At 44.1% G+C, this 19891-nt stretch carries 18 protein-coding genes and 8 tRNA genes; 23 read left to right on the top strand and 3 right to left on the bottom strand.

The window, feature by feature from the left end; genetic code table 11:
- Positions 1-56: 56 nt before the first annotated feature.
- From csrA to luxS, 18 genes are all read left to right on the top strand, one after another.
- Positions 57-254, top strand: coding sequence for a carbon storage regulator CsrA (gene csrA / locus JCM16456_RS02500; protein ID WP_004415691.1), 198 nt, complete (start codon positions 57-59; stop codon positions 252-254).
- A 184-nt stretch (positions 255-438) separates the two neighbouring features.
- Positions 439-531: transfer RNA gene (locus tag JCM16456_RS02505), tRNA-Ser, on the top strand.
- A gap of 39 nt (positions 532-570) precedes the next feature.
- Positions 571-647: transfer RNA gene (locus tag JCM16456_RS02510), tRNA-Arg, on the top strand.
- Positions 648-675: 28 nt separating this feature from the next.
- Positions 676-768, top strand: a tRNA-Ser gene (locus JCM16456_RS02515).
- Positions 769-844: 76 nt separating this feature from the next.
- Positions 845-921: transfer RNA gene (locus JCM16456_RS02520), tRNA-Arg, on the top strand.
- A gap of 85 nt (positions 922-1006) precedes the next feature.
- Positions 1007-1083 (top strand) — tRNA-Arg (locus JCM16456_RS02525).
- 82 nt (positions 1084-1165) lie between these two features.
- Positions 1166-1242, top strand: a tRNA-Arg gene (locus JCM16456_RS02530).
- An 81-nt stretch (positions 1243-1323) separates the two neighbouring features.
- A tRNA-Arg gene (locus tag JCM16456_RS02535) sits at positions 1324-1400 on the top strand.
- Between the two features lie 82 nt (positions 1401-1482).
- Positions 1483-1559 (top strand) — tRNA-Arg (locus JCM16456_RS02540).
- A gap of 345 nt (positions 1560-1904) precedes the next feature.
- Entirely contained in the window at positions 1905-2153 is a 249-nt protein-coding gene (locus tag JCM16456_RS02545; protein WP_068712075.1) for an oxaloacetate decarboxylase subunit gamma, read from the top strand.
- A gap of 23 nt (positions 2154-2176) precedes the next feature.
- Positions 2177-3970 carry a sodium-extruding oxaloacetate decarboxylase subunit alpha gene (gene oadA / locus JCM16456_RS02550; protein WP_068712076.1) on the top strand — a complete coding sequence of 598 codons (1794 nt, stop codon included), beginning with the start codon at positions 2177-2179 and terminating at the stop codon, positions 3968-3970.
- Between the two features lie 12 nt (positions 3971-3982).
- The gene (locus tag JCM16456_RS02555) at positions 3983-5113 is read left to right on the top strand and encodes a sodium ion-translocating decarboxylase subunit beta (protein ID WP_068712077.1); all 1131 of its coding nucleotides are present in this window, start codon (positions 3983-3985) and stop codon (positions 5111-5113) included.
- Between the two features lie 99 nt (positions 5114-5212).
- The gene (locus JCM16456_RS02560) at positions 5213-6163 is read left to right on the top strand and encodes an NADP-dependent oxidoreductase (RefSeq protein ID WP_068712078.1); all 951 of its coding nucleotides are present in this window, start codon (positions 5213-5215) and stop codon (positions 6161-6163) included.
- Positions 6157-6615 (top strand): YqaA family protein, encoded by a 459-nt coding sequence (locus JCM16456_RS02565; protein WP_068712081.1) that lies wholly within the window; start codon positions 6157-6159, stop codon positions 6613-6615. Before JCM16456_RS02560 ends, JCM16456_RS02565 begins: the two co-directional genes overlap by 7 nt.
- Before the next feature lie 10 nt (positions 6616-6625).
- Complete coding sequence (locus JCM16456_RS02570; protein ID WP_068712085.1) at positions 6626-9478, top strand: M16 family metallopeptidase; 2853 nt, start codon at positions 6626-6628, stop codon at positions 9476-9478.
- Between the two features lie 97 nt (positions 9479-9575).
- The gene (gene gshA, locus JCM16456_RS02575) at positions 9576-11141 is read left to right on the top strand and encodes a glutamate--cysteine ligase (protein ID WP_068712087.1); all 1566 of its coding nucleotides are present in this window, start codon (positions 9576-9578) and stop codon (positions 11139-11141) included.
- A 1-nt stretch (position 11142) separates the two neighbouring features.
- Entirely contained in the window at positions 11143-11748 is a 606-nt protein-coding gene (locus JCM16456_RS02580; protein WP_068712091.1) for a transglycosylase SLT domain-containing protein, read from the top strand.
- Positions 11749-11774: 26 nt separating this feature from the next.
- Positions 11775-12293 carry an S-ribosylhomocysteine lyase gene (luxS, locus tag JCM16456_RS02585; RefSeq protein ID WP_068712093.1) on the top strand — a complete coding sequence of 173 codons (519 nt, stop codon included), beginning with the start codon at positions 11775-11777 and terminating at the stop codon, positions 12291-12293.
- A 106-nt stretch (positions 12294-12399) separates the two neighbouring features.
- On the opposite strand, the gene JCM16456_RS02590 is transcribed toward luxS, so the two are convergent.
- Both JCM16456_RS02590 and JCM16456_RS02595 read right to left on the bottom strand, forming a co-directional pair.
- On the bottom strand, positions 12400-13677 hold the full coding sequence (locus tag JCM16456_RS02590; RefSeq protein WP_068712094.1) for an HlyC/CorC family transporter: 1278 nt from the start codon (positions 13675-13677) through the stop codon (positions 12400-12402).
- An 86-nt stretch (positions 13678-13763) separates the two neighbouring features.
- On the bottom strand, positions 13764-14558 hold the full coding sequence (locus tag JCM16456_RS02595) for a cytochrome C assembly family protein (protein WP_068712095.1): 795 nt from the start codon (positions 14556-14558) through the stop codon (positions 13764-13766).
- Positions 14559-14784: 226 nt separating this feature from the next.
- On the opposite strand from JCM16456_RS02595, the gene ffh reads away from it, so the two are divergent.
- The 5 genes from ffh (at position 14785) to rplS (ending at position 18385) form a co-directional block, all read left to right on the top strand.
- A complete protein-coding gene (ffh, locus tag JCM16456_RS02600; protein WP_068712097.1) occupies positions 14785-16176 on the top strand; it encodes a signal recognition particle protein in 1392 nt (463 codons plus the stop codon).
- 221 nt (positions 16177-16397) lie between these two features.
- Positions 16398-16646, top strand: a complete 249-nt coding sequence (rpsP, locus tag JCM16456_RS02605; protein WP_068712099.1) for a 30S ribosomal protein S16 — start codon at positions 16398-16400, stop codon at positions 16644-16646.
- A 21-nt stretch (positions 16647-16667) separates the two neighbouring features.
- Entirely contained in the window at positions 16668-17222 is a 555-nt protein-coding gene (rimM, locus tag JCM16456_RS02610; protein ID WP_068712103.1) for a ribosome maturation factor RimM, read from the top strand.
- 24 nt (positions 17223-17246) lie between these two features.
- A complete protein-coding gene (gene trmD, locus JCM16456_RS02615; protein WP_068712105.1) occupies positions 17247-17990 on the top strand; it encodes a tRNA (guanosine(37)-N1)-methyltransferase TrmD in 744 nt (247 codons plus the stop codon).
- Positions 17991-18031: 41 nt separating this feature from the next.
- Entirely contained in the window at positions 18032-18385 is a 354-nt protein-coding gene (rplS, locus tag JCM16456_RS02620; protein ID WP_068712106.1) for a 50S ribosomal protein L19, read from the top strand.
- A 262-nt stretch (positions 18386-18647) separates the two neighbouring features.
- Here rplS and degS read toward each other — a convergent pair whose 3' ends face one another.
- The gene (degS, locus tag JCM16456_RS02625) at positions 18648-19709 is read right to left on the bottom strand and encodes an outer membrane-stress sensor serine endopeptidase DegS (protein ID WP_068712107.1); all 1062 of its coding nucleotides are present in this window, start codon (positions 19707-19709) and stop codon (positions 18648-18650) included.
- Between the last annotated feature and the right edge of the window lie 182 nt (positions 19710-19891).

Here is a 19891-nt window from a genome sequence, read left to right on the forward strand (position 1 = left end):
TTTTGATCGATAATAACGTAGTTGCAATAAAACAGAGATTACTCAAGGAGCAAAGAATGCTAATTTTGACTCGCCGCGTTGGCGAAACACTAATGATCGGTGATGAAGTGACAGTAACTGTTCTTGGTGTAAAAGGTAACCAAGTACGTATCGGTGTGAATGCACCCAAAGAAGTTTCTGTGCACCGTGAAGAAATTTACATGCGCATTCAAGCAGAAAAAGGTAACGGTAACGTTGCATCAGGCAACTACTAATTATCTCAATGAGGCTGACAAAATTTGTCAGCCTTTTTTGTACTTAGCATTTGTAATTTGAAGAAAAAGTTCATTTTCACAGCGCTTTGATTAAATACGCAACGGTTGAGCGTGTTTTTGCAATTTTCCTCAAGAAAGTGTTTGACATATTTTCGGTAAAACGTAATATGTGCCTCCGCAAGACGGTGAGGTGGCCGAGAGGCCGAAGGCGCTCCCCTGCTAAGGGAGTATACGGTTTGTAGCCGTATCGAGGGTTCGAATCCCTCCCTCACCGCCATTCTTGCTTTGCTTAATTTAGCAACTAAGCAAAAGATGCGCGCCTGTAGCTCAGCTGGATAGAGTACCTGGCTACGAACCAGGCGGTCAGAGGTTCGAATCCTCTCAGGCGCGCCATATTCTTTTGGAATATGAACAATAATGCGGTGAGGTGGCCGAGAGGCCGAAGGCGCTCCCCTGCTAAGGGAGTATACGGTTTGTAGCCGTATCGAGGGTTCGAATCCCTCCCTCACCGCCATTTATTGCTTGAGGCTAAAGCCTTGCAATAAACTGTTATCTTAAGTGATTTTTTGTGATACACTTCACAAATCAGCGCGCCTGTAGCTCAGCTGGATAGAGTACCTGGCTACGAACCAGGCGGTCAGAGGTTCGAATCCTCTCAGGCGCGCCATTTCTTATCTTGAGCCTTGTGTTTCAAAGAAAGAACGATTTAAGGGTATTGCCCTAACATAACGCAAGTTGTGTTGAAACACAGCGCGCCTGTAGCTCAGCTGGATAGAGTACCTGGCTACGAACCAGGCGGTCAGAGGTTCGAATCCTCTCAGGCGCGCCATTATTTATTTTTAAAGCATTGGCTTTGAAAAGTGATTTAAGGGTACTGCCCTGATACAACGTAAGTTATATCGAAACACAGCGCGCCTGTAGCTCAGCTGGATAGAGTACCTGGCTACGAACCAGGCGGTCAGAGGTTCGAATCCTCTCAGGCGCGCCATTCTTATTTTTAGAGCATTGGCTTTGAAAAGTGATTTAAGGGTACTGCCCTGATACAACGCAAGTTATATCGAAACACAGCGCGCCTGTAGCTCAGCTGGATAGAGTACCTGGCTACGAACCAGGCGGTCAGAGGTTCGAATCCTCTCAGGCGCGCCATTATTTATTTTTAAAGCATTGGCTTTGAAAAGTGATTTAAGGGTATTGCCCTGATACGACGCAAGTTATATCGAAACACAGCGCGCCTGTAGCTCAGCTGGATAGAGTACCTGGCTACGAACCAGGCGGTCAGAGGTTCGAATCCTCTCAGGCGCGCCATTTATTAAAAAGCCTCGCTATTGCGAGGCTTTTTTCTTTTCTAAGTTTTGTTTTTGTACGCCTTCAATCTTTCTCTCTTATTCTGATTTTCACCCCGTCATTAGTGTTATATCCCTTGCAAATTAGTTAATCCTTTTTGTTATCCGTCGTAATTTTGTGATGTAAGTGAATAAAAAATAACCGCCTTTGTGGATTAATAACGCTATACCCAAATTTCTTTTATTGATCATGAACTCAATTGGGATAAGAAGTTATTTAGGTATAGCGCTCGCTGTGTCATTCATCGTCGAACCTAGGGCGGTTCTTTTGTAGCCTCCCGTTCATTTTATGAATCAAGGATCCTATATGACGGATATCGGAAGCTTACTGGTCAATGCATTTACTTTAATGTGTACTGGGATGTTAGTGGTCTTTCTTTTTCTTACGATCTTAGTGTATCTAGTGAGATTAATGTCCCGCTTACTTCCTAAAGAATTACCTCAACCTATATCTACACCTCAAACACTTTCGTCTACTGATCTAAGCAGCACCAACCCCAAAGTGATTGCCGCCATATCTGCTGCGGTACATCAATATCGTTTGTCTCGTAATTAGTGAAAGAGAAAGGAGATTTAAGCATGTCTAAATCACTTGCGATCACGGATGTAGTTCTCCGTGATGCTCATCAATCTTTATTCGCGACCCGTATGCGTATCGAAGATATGTTACCTATAGCCGCTGAACTAGACAAAGTGGGGTACTGGTCTTTAGAAACTTGGGGTGGGGCAACGTTTGATGCCTGTATTCGTTTTTTAGGTGAGGATCCCTGGGAACGCCTACGCTTGCTGAAAAAGGCGATGCCGAATACGCCAATGCAAATGTTATTGCGTGGACAAAACTTACTTGGTTATCGTCATTACGCCGATGATGTTGTAGCGAAATTTGTTGAACGTGCCCATGCTAACGGTATGGATGTGTTCCGTATTTTTGATGCGATGAATGATGTACGAAATTTCCAAGCTGCGGTGAAAGCAACTATTGATGTTGGTGCTCATGCGCAAGGCACTCTCTCCTATACCATTAGTCCTGCCCATAACACTCAAACATGGTTAGATCTCGCGAAACGTTTAGAAGACCTTGGCTGCCACTCGCTGTGTATTAAAGATATGTCTGGGTTGCTCAAACCCTATGACGCACAAGAATTGATTTCGCGGATTAAAGAATCTTGCTCCATCCCCCTGGCTTTGCACTGTCATGCTACGACGGGGCTTTCAACCGCAACGGCCATTAAGGCTGTTGAAGCTGGCGTGGATATTTTAGATACCGCTATTTCCTCGATGAGCCAAACCTATGGTCATACGGCAACGGAAACCGTTGTTGCCATGCTTCAAAATACGGAGCGAGACACCAAGTTATCGCTTGAACAGCTTGAAGAAATTGCCACATATTTCCGTAGCGTGCGTAAGAAATACGCCAAGTTCGAAGGCCAACTGAAAGGGATTGATTCTCGAATTCTGATTGCTCAAGTGCCTGGTGGCATGCTTACCAATATGGAAGGTCAGCTTAAAGAGCAAGGTGCGGCGGATCGTCTTGATGAAGTGTTAAAAGAAATTCCGAATGTACGTAAAGACCTCGGTTTTATTCCTCTGGTGACACCAACCTCGCAGATTGTTGGGACTCAATCGGTTCTGAACGTTCTGACAGGAGAGCGTTATAAGAGCATTACCAAAGAGACCGCTGGTGTGCTAAAAGGCGAATACGGTGCAACGCCAGCAGAGGTAAACAAAGCGTTGCAAGACAAAGTGCTCAATGGTGAAAAACCGATTACTTGTCGTCCAGCGGATTTGTTAAAACCTGAAATGAGTCACTTAGCGACAGAGTTACGAGAAAAAGCCACTCAGGACGGAATTAAATTGGCTCAAGAGCAAGTCGATGATGTTCTAACCTATGCTTTGTTCCCTCAAGTCGGCCTTAAATTCCTGAAAAACCGGGGTAACCCTGCGGCATTTGAACCAGCGCCAACGGCTAAACCTGCTGCGCAAGCGCCTGTGCTGCCTCAAGCTGCTAAAGGTGTAGAGCAATATAGTGTGCGTGTTGATGGGCAGGTATATGACGTGGAAGTGGGGCCTAAAGGGGAACTCACCTCGGTGACGCCTGTCGGAGCTCCTGCGACTAAATCGGCCGCGTCTTCTCCTGCACCAACGCCAGTTGATAATAATGGTGACCCAGTTAAGGCTCCTCTGGCTGGTAACATTTTTAAAGTGGTGGTGCAGCAAGGTCAAGAAGTGCATGAAGGCGATATTCTGGTTGTTCTTGAAGCCATGAAGATGGAAACCGAGATTCGTGCCATACACGGTGGGGTAATTCAAGCGATTACGGTGAAAGAGGGTGATGCCGTTTCTGTTGGACAACCGCTAATGACTTTAGCTTAAGAGGTTGATGTTATGGACGGATTTGTCACTCTTTGGACTGAAACGGGCATCGCTAATTTTCACATAGGTCAAATTATCATGATCATTGTGGGGTGTGTGCTGCTCTTTTTGGCCATTCACAAACGGTTTGAGCCCTTACTTCTATTGCCAATTGGGTTTGGGGCTATTCTAGCGAATGTGCCTAATGCTGGATTTACTGAACCGGGAGGCATGCTGTATTACATTTATCATGTCGGCATTGAATCTGGGGTGTTTCCGCTGCTGATCTTTATGGGGGTTGGGGCATTAACCGATTTTGGTGCGTTGATCGCTAATCCGAAGACGTTGTGGTTAGGGGCTGCGGCTCAATTGGGTATTTTTGCTACCCTGTTTGGTGCGGTATTACTTAACTTAGTACCAGGTATGGAATTTACCATGGCGGATGCGTCTTCGATTGCGATTATTGGAGGAGCGGATGGACCAACGGCTATTTTCCTTGCTAGTCGTTTATCTCCGGATTTGTTAGGGGCGATCGCGGTGGCGGCATACAGCTATATGGCGTTGGTTCCTATCATTCAGCCTCCAATTATGAAAGCGTTAACAACTCCGCAAGAGCGCAATATTCAAATGGCCCAGTTGCGCCATGTGAGTAAGTTGGAAAAAATGATTTTTCCATTAGTCGTTTTGCTTATGTCGGTGCTGTTTTTACCATCATCAACCCCACTAGTGGGTATGTTTTGCCTCGGTAATCTGATGCGTGAGTCTGGTGTGGTTGATCGTTTATCGAAAACCGCGCAGAACGAGTTAATTAATATCGTGACTATTTTCCTCGGATTAGGTGTTGGGTCTAAATTGCAGGCGGATAAATTTCTTAATGTAGAAACACTTGGAATTTTGCTCCTTGGCGCGGTGGCTTTTAGTATTGGTACGGCTGGTGGAGTGATGATGGCAAAATTACTTAACCGTCTATCGAAAGAGAGTATTAATCCACTCATAGGTGCAGCTGGTGTGTCTGCAGTACCTATGGCAGCGAGGGTTGTGAATAAAGTCGGCCTTCAATCCAATTCCCAAAACTTTCTGTTGATGCATGCTATGGGACCTAACGTCGCCGGCGTATTGGGTTCTGCGGTTGCAGCGGGGATTTTACTGGCATTGGTTGGTTAAGCTGTTGTTAATTTGTCGAATAACACTGAGTTGGTATATATTCAAAGGGGTGCCCAGCAGACATCCCTTTTTTATTTAGCTCACCACAGGGAATTGGATATGGAAAATAAACAGGTCGCTATTTCACATTTTGGTGGAACGGAAGTGCTTATTATGCGGACAACCGAAGTTCCGAAGCCTAAGGCTGGAGAGGTGTTAGTAAAAGTCGCTTTTGCTAGCGTTAACCCCATTGATGTTAAAACTCGCGCCGGCGTAGGCTGGGCCGCTGACCAGAATAAAGATAAGTTGCCTTGGGTGCCTGGGTATGATATTTCCGGGCGTGTGGAAGCATTGGGCCAACAATCATCTCGTTTTGCTGTTGGCGATAATGTCGCTGGGTTTATTGGTTTTCCGTTGCAAGGTGGTGGATACAGTCAATATATCTGTGTGGCTGAGAGTGAGCTAAGTCGTGTACCAGACTCAGTGACGTTAGAGGCGGCTGCCGCGTTACCTGTTGCTGGTCAAACTGCGGCTCAAGCTCTAAACAAGGCTCAAGTGAAAGAGGGCGACTGTGTGTTGATCTTGGCGGGCGCCGGCGGTGTTGGACATTTAGCCGTGCAAATTGCGCTTGCGGCTAAAGCAGAAGTCTATACTACATGCAGCGAGGACAACCTCGATTATCTCGCTACCTTGGGGGCTCACGCCATTAATTATAATTTTGCTCCAGCCTCACAACGTTTAGAAAAAATAGACGTTCTTATCGACCTTGTTGGGGGGGATGCAGCGTTAGATGCTCTGAAATGCTTGAATGACAACGCGCGAGTCGTTACTGTTCCTACGATTACGGCTGAGCTGATTTGCGAAAAAGCCAAGTTGCTTGGTTTTGAAGCATCGGGCATTTTAGTGGATCCGAATCCAGAGCAACTCGATACCATGTTGTATATGGTGAGTGTTGGTTTGCTTAAAATAGAAATTTTCCACGTTTATCCGCTTAATGAAGCAGATAAAGCCCATCAACAGATCGAAACTGGACACACGCGAGGTAAGGTTTTGTTAGATATGAAATGTTGAATCATTTAGCGTCACTGCTAAGTGATCTTTGGCTGCTGTTTTCATCTTCGCCTTTATGGGTTCTTGGTGGTAGCGGTTTTCTCAGTGCTACGTTATTACCTGGTGGTTCTGAAGCCGCTTTTATTGCCACGCTATCTCTTCATCAATATTCTCTGTATCTTGTTATTTTTGTTGCAACACTAAGTAACACTTTAGGTGGCCTAACAAATTATTGGATTGGGTTATGGTTACCTAATCGTGCCGCACAGAATCCGCACCATAGAGTTATAAATTGGCTTAGCCGTTATGGTTATTGGGCTTTATTACTCAGTTGGTTGCCTGTCGTTGGCGATCCTCTCTGTTTAGTTGCAGGGTGGTTAAAAATGCGTTTTTTACCCGCTTTACTCATGATTGCTTTGGGTAAGGCTGCTCGTTATTTGCTTTTGGCTTTGGTTTTTAATGGTTTTTTCTAAGGAATCTCGTATGAGAAAAATCTTAGGTGGTGTTTTTTCTCTCATCTTATTGTCTGGCTGTGGAGCATCGAACACATCGTCTTTCTTCTCTTCATTACCTGCTGGGGTATCTCTGGTTGATGAGGTGGATGCTACGCCGGGTAGTGTGACTATTGATTATAAGAAGTATAAGTTAGCCAATGGGTTAACTGTCATACTTAGCCCTGATCATTCTGACCCTCTGGTGAATGTTAATGTGACTTATCACGTCGGTTCTGCTCGTGAAGAAGTGGGAAAATCTGGGTTTGCTCATTTCTTCGAACACATGATGTTTCAAGGCTCTAAACATGTCGGTGATCAAGAGCATTTTCACCTTATCACAGAGGCGGGTGGAACACTGAACGGTTCAACGGATCGGGATAAAACACATTATTTTGAAACGGTTCCTGCCAATCAGTTAGAGAAAGTTCTATGGCTTGAGTCGGATCGTATGGGCTTTTTGCTTGATGCCGTATCACAAAAGAAATTCGAAATTCAGCGTTCTACGGTGAAAAACGAACGAGCACAAAATTATGATAACCGCCCATATGGTTTGATGTGGATAAAAATGGCAGAAGCCATGTACCCGGTTAATCACCCTTATTCATGGCCAACCATCGGCTATGTGAGTGATCTTAATCAGGTCAATGTTAACGACCTCAAAGCGTTTTTCCTACGTTGGTATGGTCCTAATAATGCGATTCTGACCATCGGTGGGGACTTTGACGAACAGCAAACCTTAGCTTGGGTTGCGAAATATTTTGGCTCGATTCCTAAAGGTCCAGATGTTCCTAAGATGCCTAAGCAACCAGCAACACTCGATCGCGATCGTTTTCTCACGTTGCAAGACCGAATTCAGCAGCCCATGGTGTTGATTGGCTGGCCTACCAGTTATCTTGGTGCTAAGGATCAGGTGACTCAAGAAGTTTTGGCCACTGCATTAGGGCAAGGTGCGAATAGTATTTTGTATCGTGATTTGGTGAAAACACAAAAAGCAGTGAGCGCTGGGTCGTTTGTCGATTGTGGAGAGTTGGCGTGTACGTTTTATGTGTATGCCATGGCTCCTGCTGGTGAAAAAGGTCACCTTAAACCGCTTTATCATGATGTGATGCAATCGTTAGATCGCTTTAGTAAAGAAGGGATTTCTCCAAGTTTATTAAATCAAATTAATGGCATGGCAGAATCAAGCGCGATATTTGGTTTACAAAGCGTGCAGGGGAAAGTGAATGAGCTTGCGTTTAATGAAACCTTTTTTGGTCAGCCAGATAGGATTCAGCAAGAGTTAGCCGATATTCGTTCTGTTACCGCGAAGAAAGTCGCTAGCGTTTACCAACAGTATCTAGCCAATAAGCCGAAAGTTGTTCTTAGTGTTGTACCCAAACATCGTGAAGATTTAGCTGCCCACAAAGCGGATTTTACGCCACAAGAGCGTCAACTTCCCGATTATAAAGTGATGCAGGATAACGAGTTGGCGTATCGTCATGTAAACGATGATTTTGATCGCAGTATCATGCCAACCCCAGCGAGTGCCGTGACTATTCATACAGCGAAAACCTACAAGGCGTATTACGCCAATGGTGCTGAGTTAGTAGGGCAGCAGACGAATGAAACTCCGACCGTCTTGATTAGGTTGAGTTTGCCTGCTGGTGAACGTTATGCTCCGCTAGGTAAAGAGGGGTTAGCGGGAATGACTGCCACCATGGTCAGTCAGGGATCAAAGCAACACTCGATAGAAGAACTACAAGCTAAGTTAGACACACTTGGTGCCGACATCAGTATTGATGCTGGCGAATATACAACCCAAATAACAGTGTCTAGTTTGACAAGTAAGTTGCTGCCAACGCTGGATATTTTGCAAGAAGTTTTGTTTGAACCACGTTTCTCAGAGCAAGACTTTGCACGTGAAAAGCAACGACTATTGCAAGGTATTATGTATCAGCAGCAAACACCAGGATGGTTAGCCGCACAGGCGACTCGTCAAGTATTGTTTGGTGATACTTTATTTGCGCGTGAAAGTAGTGGTACGTCAGAGTCGATTCAAGCGCTGACTTTAGAGGATGTAAAAGCATTTTATCGTCAATATTACACACCGAAAGGTGCACAGCTCGTGGTGGTTGGTGATTTAAGCAAAGAACAAGCACGTAAGCAGTTGTCATTTGTGCAAAATTGGAACGGTAAAAATGTCCCTTTATTACGTCCTCAAGCTCTGCCAGAGATTAAGGGGCAAAAAATCTACTTGGTGGATAAACCGAAAGCAAGTCAGTCGGTTGTCCGGTTTGTTCGGCGCGGACTTCCTTACGATGCAACTGGTGAAAGCTTCTTGTCTGAGCTGGCGAACTTTAATTTGGCTGGCAATTTTAATAGCCGAATCAACCTGAACTTACGCGAGGACAAAGGGTATACCTACGGTGCCGGAAGTAACCTTATCTCCAACCGTGAAACAGGCGCTATTATCTTTTATGCCAATGTCAGAGCCGATGCAACTGCCAACTCGATAGTTGAGATACGCAAAGAGTTAGCGCAATATAGTGAGCACGGTCCAACAGGGGATGAGGTGAAATTTATGCGCTTGGCGCTCGGTCAGCAGCAAGCGTTGGCTAATGAAACCCCAAACCAGAAAGCTCGAGTATTAAGCCGTTTGGTTACTTATAGCCTTGATGATGATTACATACAGCAGCAAAATGAATTGGTGCAATCGGTTGATAGAAAAACCTTAACTCATCTGGCGAATAAATGGTTTAAGCCTGAGGATTACCAAATAATCGTTGTCGGGGATGCCCAGTCGTTGCGTCCTCAATTAGAAAAGCTCAATATTCCGGTGGAGCAACTTGAAATCAGCCGTTAGAGCACACATAAACAAGAGGTGAAAAGTCACCTCTTCCCTTTTTAAAGGGATAAAGCTCTGCTTCAATTGGATTACATAACCATAAGCGAATCATATTTTGACTAAATTTGCCGAGCGACTCGAACGAGTTGCAAAAAGACCTGAAGTGTTTAAAGCGTTTGGCCGTGGTGTTGAACGCGAAACTCTGCGATATCAAAAAGATGGCTCTATTGCTCAAACAAGTCATCCAGACGTACTAGGCGCTGCATTAACCAATTCCTTAGTGACTACGGATTATGCAGAATCACTGTTAGAGTTCATTACACCAGTCTCAAATGATGTTGATACGCTCATATCTCAGTTAGAAGACATCCATCATTTTGCTCAATCTCACTTGGATAATGAGCAGTTATGGCCACTTTCTATGCCTTGTTATGTCGGGGCTGAAGATGATGTGAAGATTGCACAGTTTGGTACATCGAATTCGGGTCGCATGAAAACTCTGTATCGGGCGGGGTTAAAGCGTCGTTACGGCAGTTTAATGCAGATCATTTCTGGCGTTCATTTTAACTTTTCTTTTCCTGACAGTTTTTGGGATGCCCTCTATGGAGAGCAAAGTGAAGAGCAACGTCAGACTACAAAATCCAAAGCCTATTTTGGCGTCATTCGCAATTACTACCGTTTTGGCTGGTTGATTCCCTACTTTTTTGGTGCGTCACCGGCACTATGCTCCTCATTTATCCAAGGTAGAGAAACAAGCTTACCTTTTGAAAATATTGGTCAAACGCTCTATTTGCCTAATGCGACGTCACTACGTTTGAGTGATTTAGGTTACACCAACCATGCTCAAAGCTCGTTACGTATCGGCTTTAATAGCATTGATGAGTATTTAGAAGGATTAAATCGAGCCATTCGCACTCCGTCAGAAGAGTTTGCTGAGATTGGTGTGAAAGTCGATGGTGAGTACCGCCAACTGAATAGTAATGTGCTACAAATAGAAAATGAACTGTATGCGCCAATTAGACCAAAGCGAGTTGCGAAAAAAGGAGAGAAACCTTCTGAAGCCTTATCCCGTGGTGGTGTGGAATATATTGAAGTTCGTTCTTTGGATGTAAACCCATTTAGTCCGATAGGGATTACAGCGCAGCAGATTCGTTTTCTGGACCTATTGGTTACTTGGATGGCGTTGTCTGATTCTGACCCAATGGATGACTGTGAACTTGGCTGTTGGCGCGATAACTGGCGTAAAGTGGTTACCGAAGGCCGCAAACCTGATTTGATGCTCCAGATCGGCTGTCATGGTGAGCAGCTAACTTTACAACAATGGGCAAAACGCGTATTTGCTGATCTCAAGCTGGTTGCTGAACTGATGGATTCAGCAAAAGGCGGAACTGAGTATCAAGCGGTTTGTCATGAGCTAGAGCGTTGGATTGATCACCCAGAGCTGACTTTATCTGCTCAAGTGCTAGCAAAAACCAAGGAACTCGGTGGTCTTGGTAAAGTTGGCAGTGCATTAGGTGCGCAACATAATGCGACCAATACTGAACATAGCTATAAGTTTTATAGTGAAGACTTTATGATGCAAGAGGCAGAAAAATCAAAAGTAAAACAGCGTGAGATGGAACAGAGTGATACGGAAAGTTTCGATGAATTCCTCGCTCGTTATTTTGCCTATCTAAACTGATATGAAGAATACCATTCGCTTTTTGTTATTAGTTGGAGTCGTCACCCTAATGGGGTGTGCGACTGCACCACCTAAAAATCAGTCGAATTTATGTGATATCTTTCGTGAAAAGCCTGATTGGTATGAAGCTGCATTGAACATGAACAAGCAGTGGGGCACTCCGATTCAGATAGCGATGGCGTTTGTTAAGCAAGAGAGTGCTTTTCGCCATGACGCTTTGCCGCCGAAAGATTATGTGTTGGGTTTTATTCCGTGGGGGCGAGTAAGTAGTGCTTATGGTTATGCTCAAGCTCAAGACCCCGCGTGGGAAGAATTTCAAAACTCGACCGATTATGGTGGTTCAAGAAACGATTTTGATGATGCTCTAATGTTTATTGGCTGGTATACCAGTGAGACTCAAAAACAATTGGGAGTCTCTAAATGGGATACTTTTCATCAATACTTAGCGTATCATGAAGGCCGAGGTGGTTTTCAACGTCACTCCTATCGCTCTAAACCTGCGGTGGTTGCTGTGGCCAGAAAAGTTGAACATCAGGCTAAAGAATATGGCTGGCAGCTGAAAAAATGCCGTCAGGAACTGGACGATAATTTAAGCTGGTTTTTCTAAACCAGTGTGCAATGGAGAAAAGAATCATGCCACTATTAGACAGTTTTACCGTCGATCATACACGTATGCATGCACCAGCAGTTCGTGTGGCAAAAAACATGACAACCCCTAAAGGCGATACCATTACGGTATTTGACTTGCGCTTTACTGTTCCTAACAAAGACATTTTGTCTGAAAGAGGAATTCATACACTAGAACATCTGTTTGCAGGATTCATGCGCGCGCACCTTAACGGTTCTGATGTCGAGATTATTGATATTTCACCAATGGGTTGTCGTACTGGTTTTTACATGAGTCTTATCGGCGCACCTGATGAGCAGCGTGTTGCGCAAGCATGGTTAGCAGCAATGGAAGATGTACTGAAAGTTGAAGATCAAAATCATATTCCTGAACTGAACAAATACCAATGTGGCACTGCAGCGATGCACTCTCTAGAGCAAGCAAAGGAGATTGCACAAAATGTGATTACCGCAGGTATCCAAGTCAATAAGAACGACGACTTGGCACTGCCAGAAGCGATGTTAAAAGAACTGAAAGTTCATTAAGTTCAGTATCATATTGAATAAAAAAGAAAAGGCTTGGTTGATACCAAGCCTTTTTTCTATGCAATTTCTGACCACATCATTACCACGATTGGTATTTAAAGTGGACCTAACTGATTTTTTTAAGCTTTGATGGGTAGACTTTAACCAGCTTAATCCGGTTTTCTTCCAGTTCAAGAATTTCCATTGGATGCTTGGCAATCTTAATGCTGATTTTATTTTCAGGAATCTCTTCAAGATGTTCCAAAATTAAACCATTTAGAGTGCGAGGGCCATCGGTAGGTAATTTCCATTTCAGGCTTTTGTTAATATCACGAATGTTTGCACTGCCTTCAATGAGGAAACTGCCATCACCTTGAGGAGTGATTTCTTCAGCAAGGCTAGGAGACATTGAGGTTGTAAACTCACCAACTATCTCTTCCAGAATGTCTTCCAAGGTAATCAAACCGACAATATCGCCATATTCGTCAACGATAAGACCAATGCGTTCTTTATTGCGTTGAAATTTCAGTAGCTGTACGTTCAGTGGTGTGCCTTCAGGAATGAAGTAAACTTCATCAGCAGAGCGTAGCAATGTCTCTTTGGTCAGTTCGTTTTTTTCTAACATCTGACGAGAGGCATCTCGTAGGCGTAATATACCTACTACCTCATCAATCTGGTCTCTATATAAAACCAAACGACCGTGAGGAGAGTGTGTTAATTGGCGAACAATGGATTTCCACTCATCATTGATGTTGATACCCGTAATTTCATTACGTGGCACCATAATATCGTTTACGGTAACGTGTTCCAAATCAAGAATGGATAGCAGCATATCTTGGTGGCGGCGTGGAATCAGGCCTCCAGCTTCATTTACCACGGTACGTAATTCATCTGAATTTAACGAATCATCACCGCTTTGTTGGGGCTTAATCCCTAACAGCATAATAAAGCCATTCGTAATGAAGTTCATGAAAATGACGATAGGCGACATTACCTTCATTAGAATGTTTAAAATAATACTGCTGATATAGGAGATTTTTTCTGGGTAAAGTGCGGCAATTGTTTTTGGCGTAACTTCAGCAAAGACCAGAACCACTAAGGTGAGTGCACCTGTTGCTATCGCTACCCCCATGTCACCATACAGACGCATACCAAGAATGGTCGCAATGGCAGAAGCAAGGATATTTACCAGGTTGTTACCGATTAGGATCAGACTGATGAGTCGGTCCGGACGTTCTAACAGCTTTTCAACCCGCTTGGCACCTTTGTGTCCAGTATTAGATAAGTGTTTGAGTCTATAACGGTTCAGTGACATTAATCCTGTTTCAGAACCGGAAAAATAGGCTGAGATAACAATAAGACACGCGAGTAGCGCAAACAATATACCCGTAGATATGTCGTCCAAAACGATCCATTTCCTTATAACAATTTGAGTAATTAATGACCTATGTGAGGTCAGGTGTCAATGATGAAAAGGTCTAAACTTAGACCTTAGCTAAGAATAAATTCCTTCACAAAGCGACTACCGAAGTAGGCTAAGGTGAGTAAGATGGCTCCGATAACAGAAAGCCAAGTCACTTTTTTACCTCGCCAGCCTTGTTGGTAGTGGCCCCATAATAAAATGCAATACACAACCCACGCGATAAAGGAGAGTATCCCTTTATGTGCATTTCCATCTGTAAACATATCGGTTAGGAACCAAAAACCGGTAATTAACGTACAAGTCAGCAGAGCGTTACCTACTACGATGATATTGAACATATGACGTTCAACTCTCAGTAGCGGTGGTAAATTTGGATTGATTGCGAGGCTCTTTTTCTTCTTTAATTTATGATCCAACCAAGCGAGCTGAATGGAATACAGCGCGCCGATACAGAGCGTAGAGTAAGAAAAAAGTGCGAAAGAAATATGAATGAGCAGTGTGCTGTTGTTTTCCAAATGCGTAATAAACGTATTTGGTACCACTTTAGCAATCACCAAGTTGATAGCAGAAAAACTATACACAATCGGCAATAAAAACCATAGACGCGCTTTAAACATCGATGCCGTCATTAAGCACGATACAATGAAGCTGGTTAACGATGCCACATTGAGAATACTTAAGTTCTGACCATTACGATGAAAAATTAGATCACTAAGTAGCCACGCATGAAAGACTAACGCGAGAACTGCACTGCCGAAGACGGCCTTAGTTTTGATGCCGGTCTGGTTTACCACACCCGGAACGATCATCGCGATAGAGGCAAAATACAAAATAGCGGCAACTGCGGTGATAAAGTTGTCCATGTTTCTCACTAAACCGATTATTGAATCGTTTGATTATACCTTGAGTGATGACAATGGGCTATGGCTGTTTCGTCAATGATTATGCAGACTTTGTTTAGAAAAGTGATCCATGCCAATAATGAAATTGATATCTTAAAGGATAGAGAGGGATCTCATGGGTATGCCTATTCCTCTGGCTAAGGTATACTCACGAGTAGATTGTCGCCTGATAGCGAAGAGAATAGAGATGTTTGAGAATTTAACCGATCGATTATCCAAAACGCTGAAGAACATCAGCGGTAAAGGTCGTCTTACTGAAGACAATATCAAAGAGACGCTGCGCGAAGTGCGCATGGCGCTGTTAGAAGCTGACGTAGCTCTGCCCGTTGTTCGTGATTTTGTAAATCGCGTTAAAGAAAATGCGGTTGGCGTGGAAGTCTCTAAATCCCTGACTCCTGGCCAAGAGTTCATCAAGATTGTTCAAGCTCAGCTTGAGGCTGTCATGGGTGAGTCTAACGAGGCTCTTAATTTAGCAGCGCAACCACCTGCTGTTATCTTGATGGCAGGTTTGCAAGGTGCTGGTAAAACGACCAGTGTTGGTAAACTGTCTAAGCTTTTGAAAGAGCGCGACAAGAAAAAAGTATTAGTGGTTTCAGCTGATGTTTATCGCCCTGCGGCGATCAAACAGTTGGAAACCTTGGCATCGGATGTTGGTGTGGATTTCTTCCCATCATCGGCTGATCAAAAGCCAATTGATATCGCCAACGGTGCCATTGACCACGCAAAACGTAAATTCTTTGACGTTGTTATTGTCGATACTGCGGGTCGTTTGGCTATCGATGAACAAATGATGGGTGAAATCCAAGAGTTGCATCAAGCGATCAACCCTGTGGAAACCTTGTTTGTTGTTGATGCGATGACAGGTCAAGACGCGGCTAATACCGCGAAAGCGTTTGGCGATGCTCTACCATTAACGGGTGTTGTTTTAACCAAAGTTGATGGCGATGCACGTGGTGGTGCTGCATTGTCTGTTCGCCATATCACGGGTAAACCAATTAAATTCTTGGGTGTGGGTGAAAAAACCGATGCTCTAGAACCTTTCCACCCTGATCGCGTGGCATCACGTATATTGGGGATGGGTGATGTTTTATCACTGATTGAAGATCTACAACGTAATGTTGACCATGAAAAAGCAGAAAAACTAGCGAAGAAATTCAAGCAGAAGAAAGGCTTCGACTTAGAAGACTTTCGTGAGCAGCTAGGCCAAATGCAAAATATGGGCGGCATGATGGGTATGTTGGACAAGCTTCCTGGCATGTCTCAACTTCCTTCAGATGTAAAAGACAAAGTTGACGACAAAGTTTTCAAGCAGATGGAAGCGATTATCAGCTCAATGACGATGAAAGAACGTCAAAATCCAGAGTTGATTAAAGGCTCGCGCAAGAAACGTATCGCGGCTGGTTCTGGTACTCAGGTACAAGATATTAACCGTCTACTAAAACAATTCACCCAGATGCAAAAGATGATGAAGAAAATGCAGAAAGGTGGCATGAAAGGTATGATGCGCTCCATGCAAGGCATGATGGGCGGAATGGGTGGCGGCGGCTTTGGTGGCGGTGGCGGTTTCTTCGGTCGTTAAGTTGTTTAAGCGATAAACAGCGGCTGATGGCTTTTCAAACTGTTAACCACTTCACAGACTTTTTCGTCCATTCTTGGTGGCGAAAAAATAGCTAAAACCCTTGCAATGCCTCGGAATAAGAGTAAAATTCCGAGGCTTTATTTTGGCACGAGACCCCAAACTGTTATTTTATGAACGGTTCTTGGGGTTAATTTTATTATTGAGAAAGCAAAGAGGACGACATGGTAACCATTCGTTTGGCACGTCACGGCGCTAAAAAGCGTCCATTCTATCAAATCGTTGTTGCAGATAGCCGCAACGCAGCTACTGGCCGTTTCATCGAGAAAGTAGGTTTCTTTAACCCTACTGCTCAAGGTCAAGAAGAAGGCCTACGTCTAGATCTAGACCGTGTGAACCACTGGGTATCACAAGGCGCTACTGTATCTGACCGTGTAGCTAAACTAGTTAAAGACGCTCAAAAAGCGGCTTAATTCTCTAAGAAGCACTAGTTTATGTCGATGAAAGGTAAAGAAACAATGAGTGAGCAAAATGAAAGAATCGTTGTAGGTAAACTTGGTTCTACTTACGGCATTCGTGGCTGGCTTAAAGTTTTTTCCTACACAGACAATCCAGAAGGTATTTTTGATTACAGCCCTTGGTTTATTCAACATAAGGGTGAGTGGGTCGAATATAAAGTGGAAAGTTGGAAGCGCCATAACAAAGGTATGGTCGCAAAACTTGATGGGCTTGATGTCCGTGAAGATGCGAATTTGCTCACTAACTTTGAAATCTTTATCGATCCTGCAGTCCTACCAGAACTGTCAGAAGAAGAATTCTACTGGCGTGAATTGTTTGGTATGCAAGTGGTAACAACTCAGGGTTATGACCTTGGTCAGGTCACTGATATGTTGGAAACTGGCTCAAACGATGTCCTGGTTGTGAAAGCAAATCTAAAAGATGCTTTCGGCCAAAAGGAACGATTAATTCCGTTCCTTGAAGAGCAAGTGATCAAAAAAGTTGATCGCGAAGCTCAACGGATCGAAGTTGACTGGGATCCTGGATTCTAACTCTAAAACGGAAGGCAAAGAACAATGTGGGTTGGCGTAATTAGCCTATTTCCAGAAATGTTCCGCAGCGTGACGGATTTTGGAGTAACAGGTCAAGCGGTTAAAAAAGGTTTGTTATCAGTTGAGCTATGGAATCCTCGAGATTTTGCTCACGATAAGCGTCACACTGTTGACGATAAACCTTACGGTGGTGGTCCTGGCATGTTAATGATGGTTCAGCCTTTGCGCGATGCCATTCATACTGCAAAACAGGCAGCACCGGGTAAGACGAAAGTTATTTACCTTTCTCCTCAAGGTCGTAAACTCGACCAAACGGGAGTTGAAGAGTTGGCAACGAATGAGAATGTTATTCTGATTTGTGGTCGATACGAAGGGGTAGATGAGCGCATTATCGAGTCAGAAGTTGACGAAGAATGGTCGATTGGTGACTTTGTAATGACTGGGGGTGAAATCCCTGCCATGACGTTAATTGACTCAGTATCTCGGTTTATTCCGGGGGTTCTTGGGGATTTTGCGTCAGCGGAAAAAGATTCTTTCGCAAATGGCTTATTGGATTGCCCGCACTATACACGTCCGGAAGTGTTAGATGGAAAAGAAGTGCCAGCGGTACTGAAATCCGGTAATCATGAGGATGTGCGTCGTTGGCGATTGAAACAATCGCTAGGCCGTACCTGGAAAAGAAGACCAGAGCTCCTGGAAAACCTAGCTCTGACTGACGAACAGGAACTATTACTGGCTGAGTTCATTAAAGAGACTCAGAACCCGTAACCTATTTTATTAAGTATCAGTTTATTCTAGGAATTTAAAAAATGAGTAACATCATCAAGGCTCTAGAACAAGAGCAAATGAAACAAGACCTACCTAAATTTGCACCAGGTGACACTGTTGTTGTTCAAGTTAAGGTAAAAGAAGGTGACCGTGAACGTCTACAGGCGTTCGAAGGTGTTGTAATCGCTATTCGTAACCGCGGTCTACACTCAGCTTTCACTGTACGTAAGATCTCTAACGGTGAAGGTGTTGAGCGTACTTTCCAAACTCACTCACCAATCGTTGATAGCATTGAAGTGAAACGTCGTGGTGCTGTACGTCGTGCCAAACTGTACTACCTACGTGAACTATCTGGTAAAGCTGCTCGTATTAAAGAGAAACTTGCTAAGAAATAATGCTAGAACTCGCGTTCTCATAAAAACGGAGCCCTATGGGCTCCGTTTTTTTTAGCGCGAAAGGAAATACACTGCGGTACTTTTGCTTTCCTTTAATTTTCCATCAGGCCGAATCTCAATAACCGAACCTCATTATGCTCCAGTTTTACGCATCAAGCGGATGCTGATAAGCAGACCCTCTTTACCAGAGAGGGTAAAGAGGAGCTCCATGGATGGGGTTATGTGAGTCTGAATCTTGAGGTCATTTGGATATAATATAAATTTAACTGCGAGTGTCTTCGGCAATAGTGACGGGAAGATCCATCTCTTTACCTTTACGCAGTATGGTGATGTTAACTCTAGTCCCCGGACGTAAGTTGGTTATCGTCTCCATAACACTTTGACGTCCACTGATTTTCTTACCATCGATTTTTAATATGATGTCATTGGCATGCAATCCTGCCTTGTGTGCAGGACCATTAGGGTCAATTCCTATCACTAAAATGCCGCCGATGTGCTCGCCATCAAGCAGTCTCGATGTCATCGCATTCATATCTTCACCATCAACACCAATGTAGCCACGAATGACTCGGCCATCGGCGATGATTTTATCCATGATGGTATTGGCTAGCGAAAAGGGGATTGCAAATGAAATACCGTAGGTTTCAATATCGGTTGCTTGTTGGAAGGATGCGGTATTAATGCCAACTAACTCGCCACGGGAATTCACTAGTGCACCACCCGAGTTACCTTCGTTGATTGCAGCATCTGTTTGGATAAACGCTTGGCGGCGACCTGCGCTAATGGATGAACGTCCGGTAGCAGAAATAATACCAAAAGTTGTTGTTTGACCTAAGTTGTAAGGGTTACCAATGGCTAATACCACATCGCCGACTTTAGGTTGATAATTGGGATTCAGAGGGATGACAGGAAGGTTACTTCCTTCGATGCGCAACACAGCAAGATCCGTTCGTTTATCTTTACCTACGAGCTGCGCTGCTGCTACGCGTCCATCTTGCAGGGCCACGATAATTTGGTCTGCTTGGGCAATCACGTGGTAATTGGTAATGATATAGCCTTTTTTGCTAACAATAACCCCTGAGCCTAACCCTTGAGTTGATAGCTTTTTATGATTATTGCGATCGTACTGGCGACTGTAGATATTCACGACTGCGGGCGCCGCACGGTGAACCGCTTGGTTAAATGAAAGCTGCACCGTTCCCATATCTGCTGCAGTGTCTTCACTTTTATGAAAAACATGAGCTCTAAGCGATGGTACTGACGCAATAATAATGGCAGCGGCAAGTAACCCTACGCTAATGGAACGAAGCCAAAATTTCAGCATAAAGACCCCAAAACAATCGATAACAACAATGAATATGTGCGACTAATAAGCGGTATTGTATGCTGAATTCGTGCTAAATCGCTACTTTGTTTTCATTCTATTACCTGACTAGACGCGAAAATGAGTCACGCATACAGCCAATAAAAAAGAAAGGCAGTGGCTGATTGGGCGCCACTGCCTAT

The organism is Vibrio tritonius, assembly GCF_001547935.1.
In the GTDB taxonomy this organism is placed as follows: domain Bacteria; phylum Pseudomonadota; class Gammaproteobacteria; order Enterobacterales; family Vibrionaceae; genus Vibrio; species Vibrio tritonius.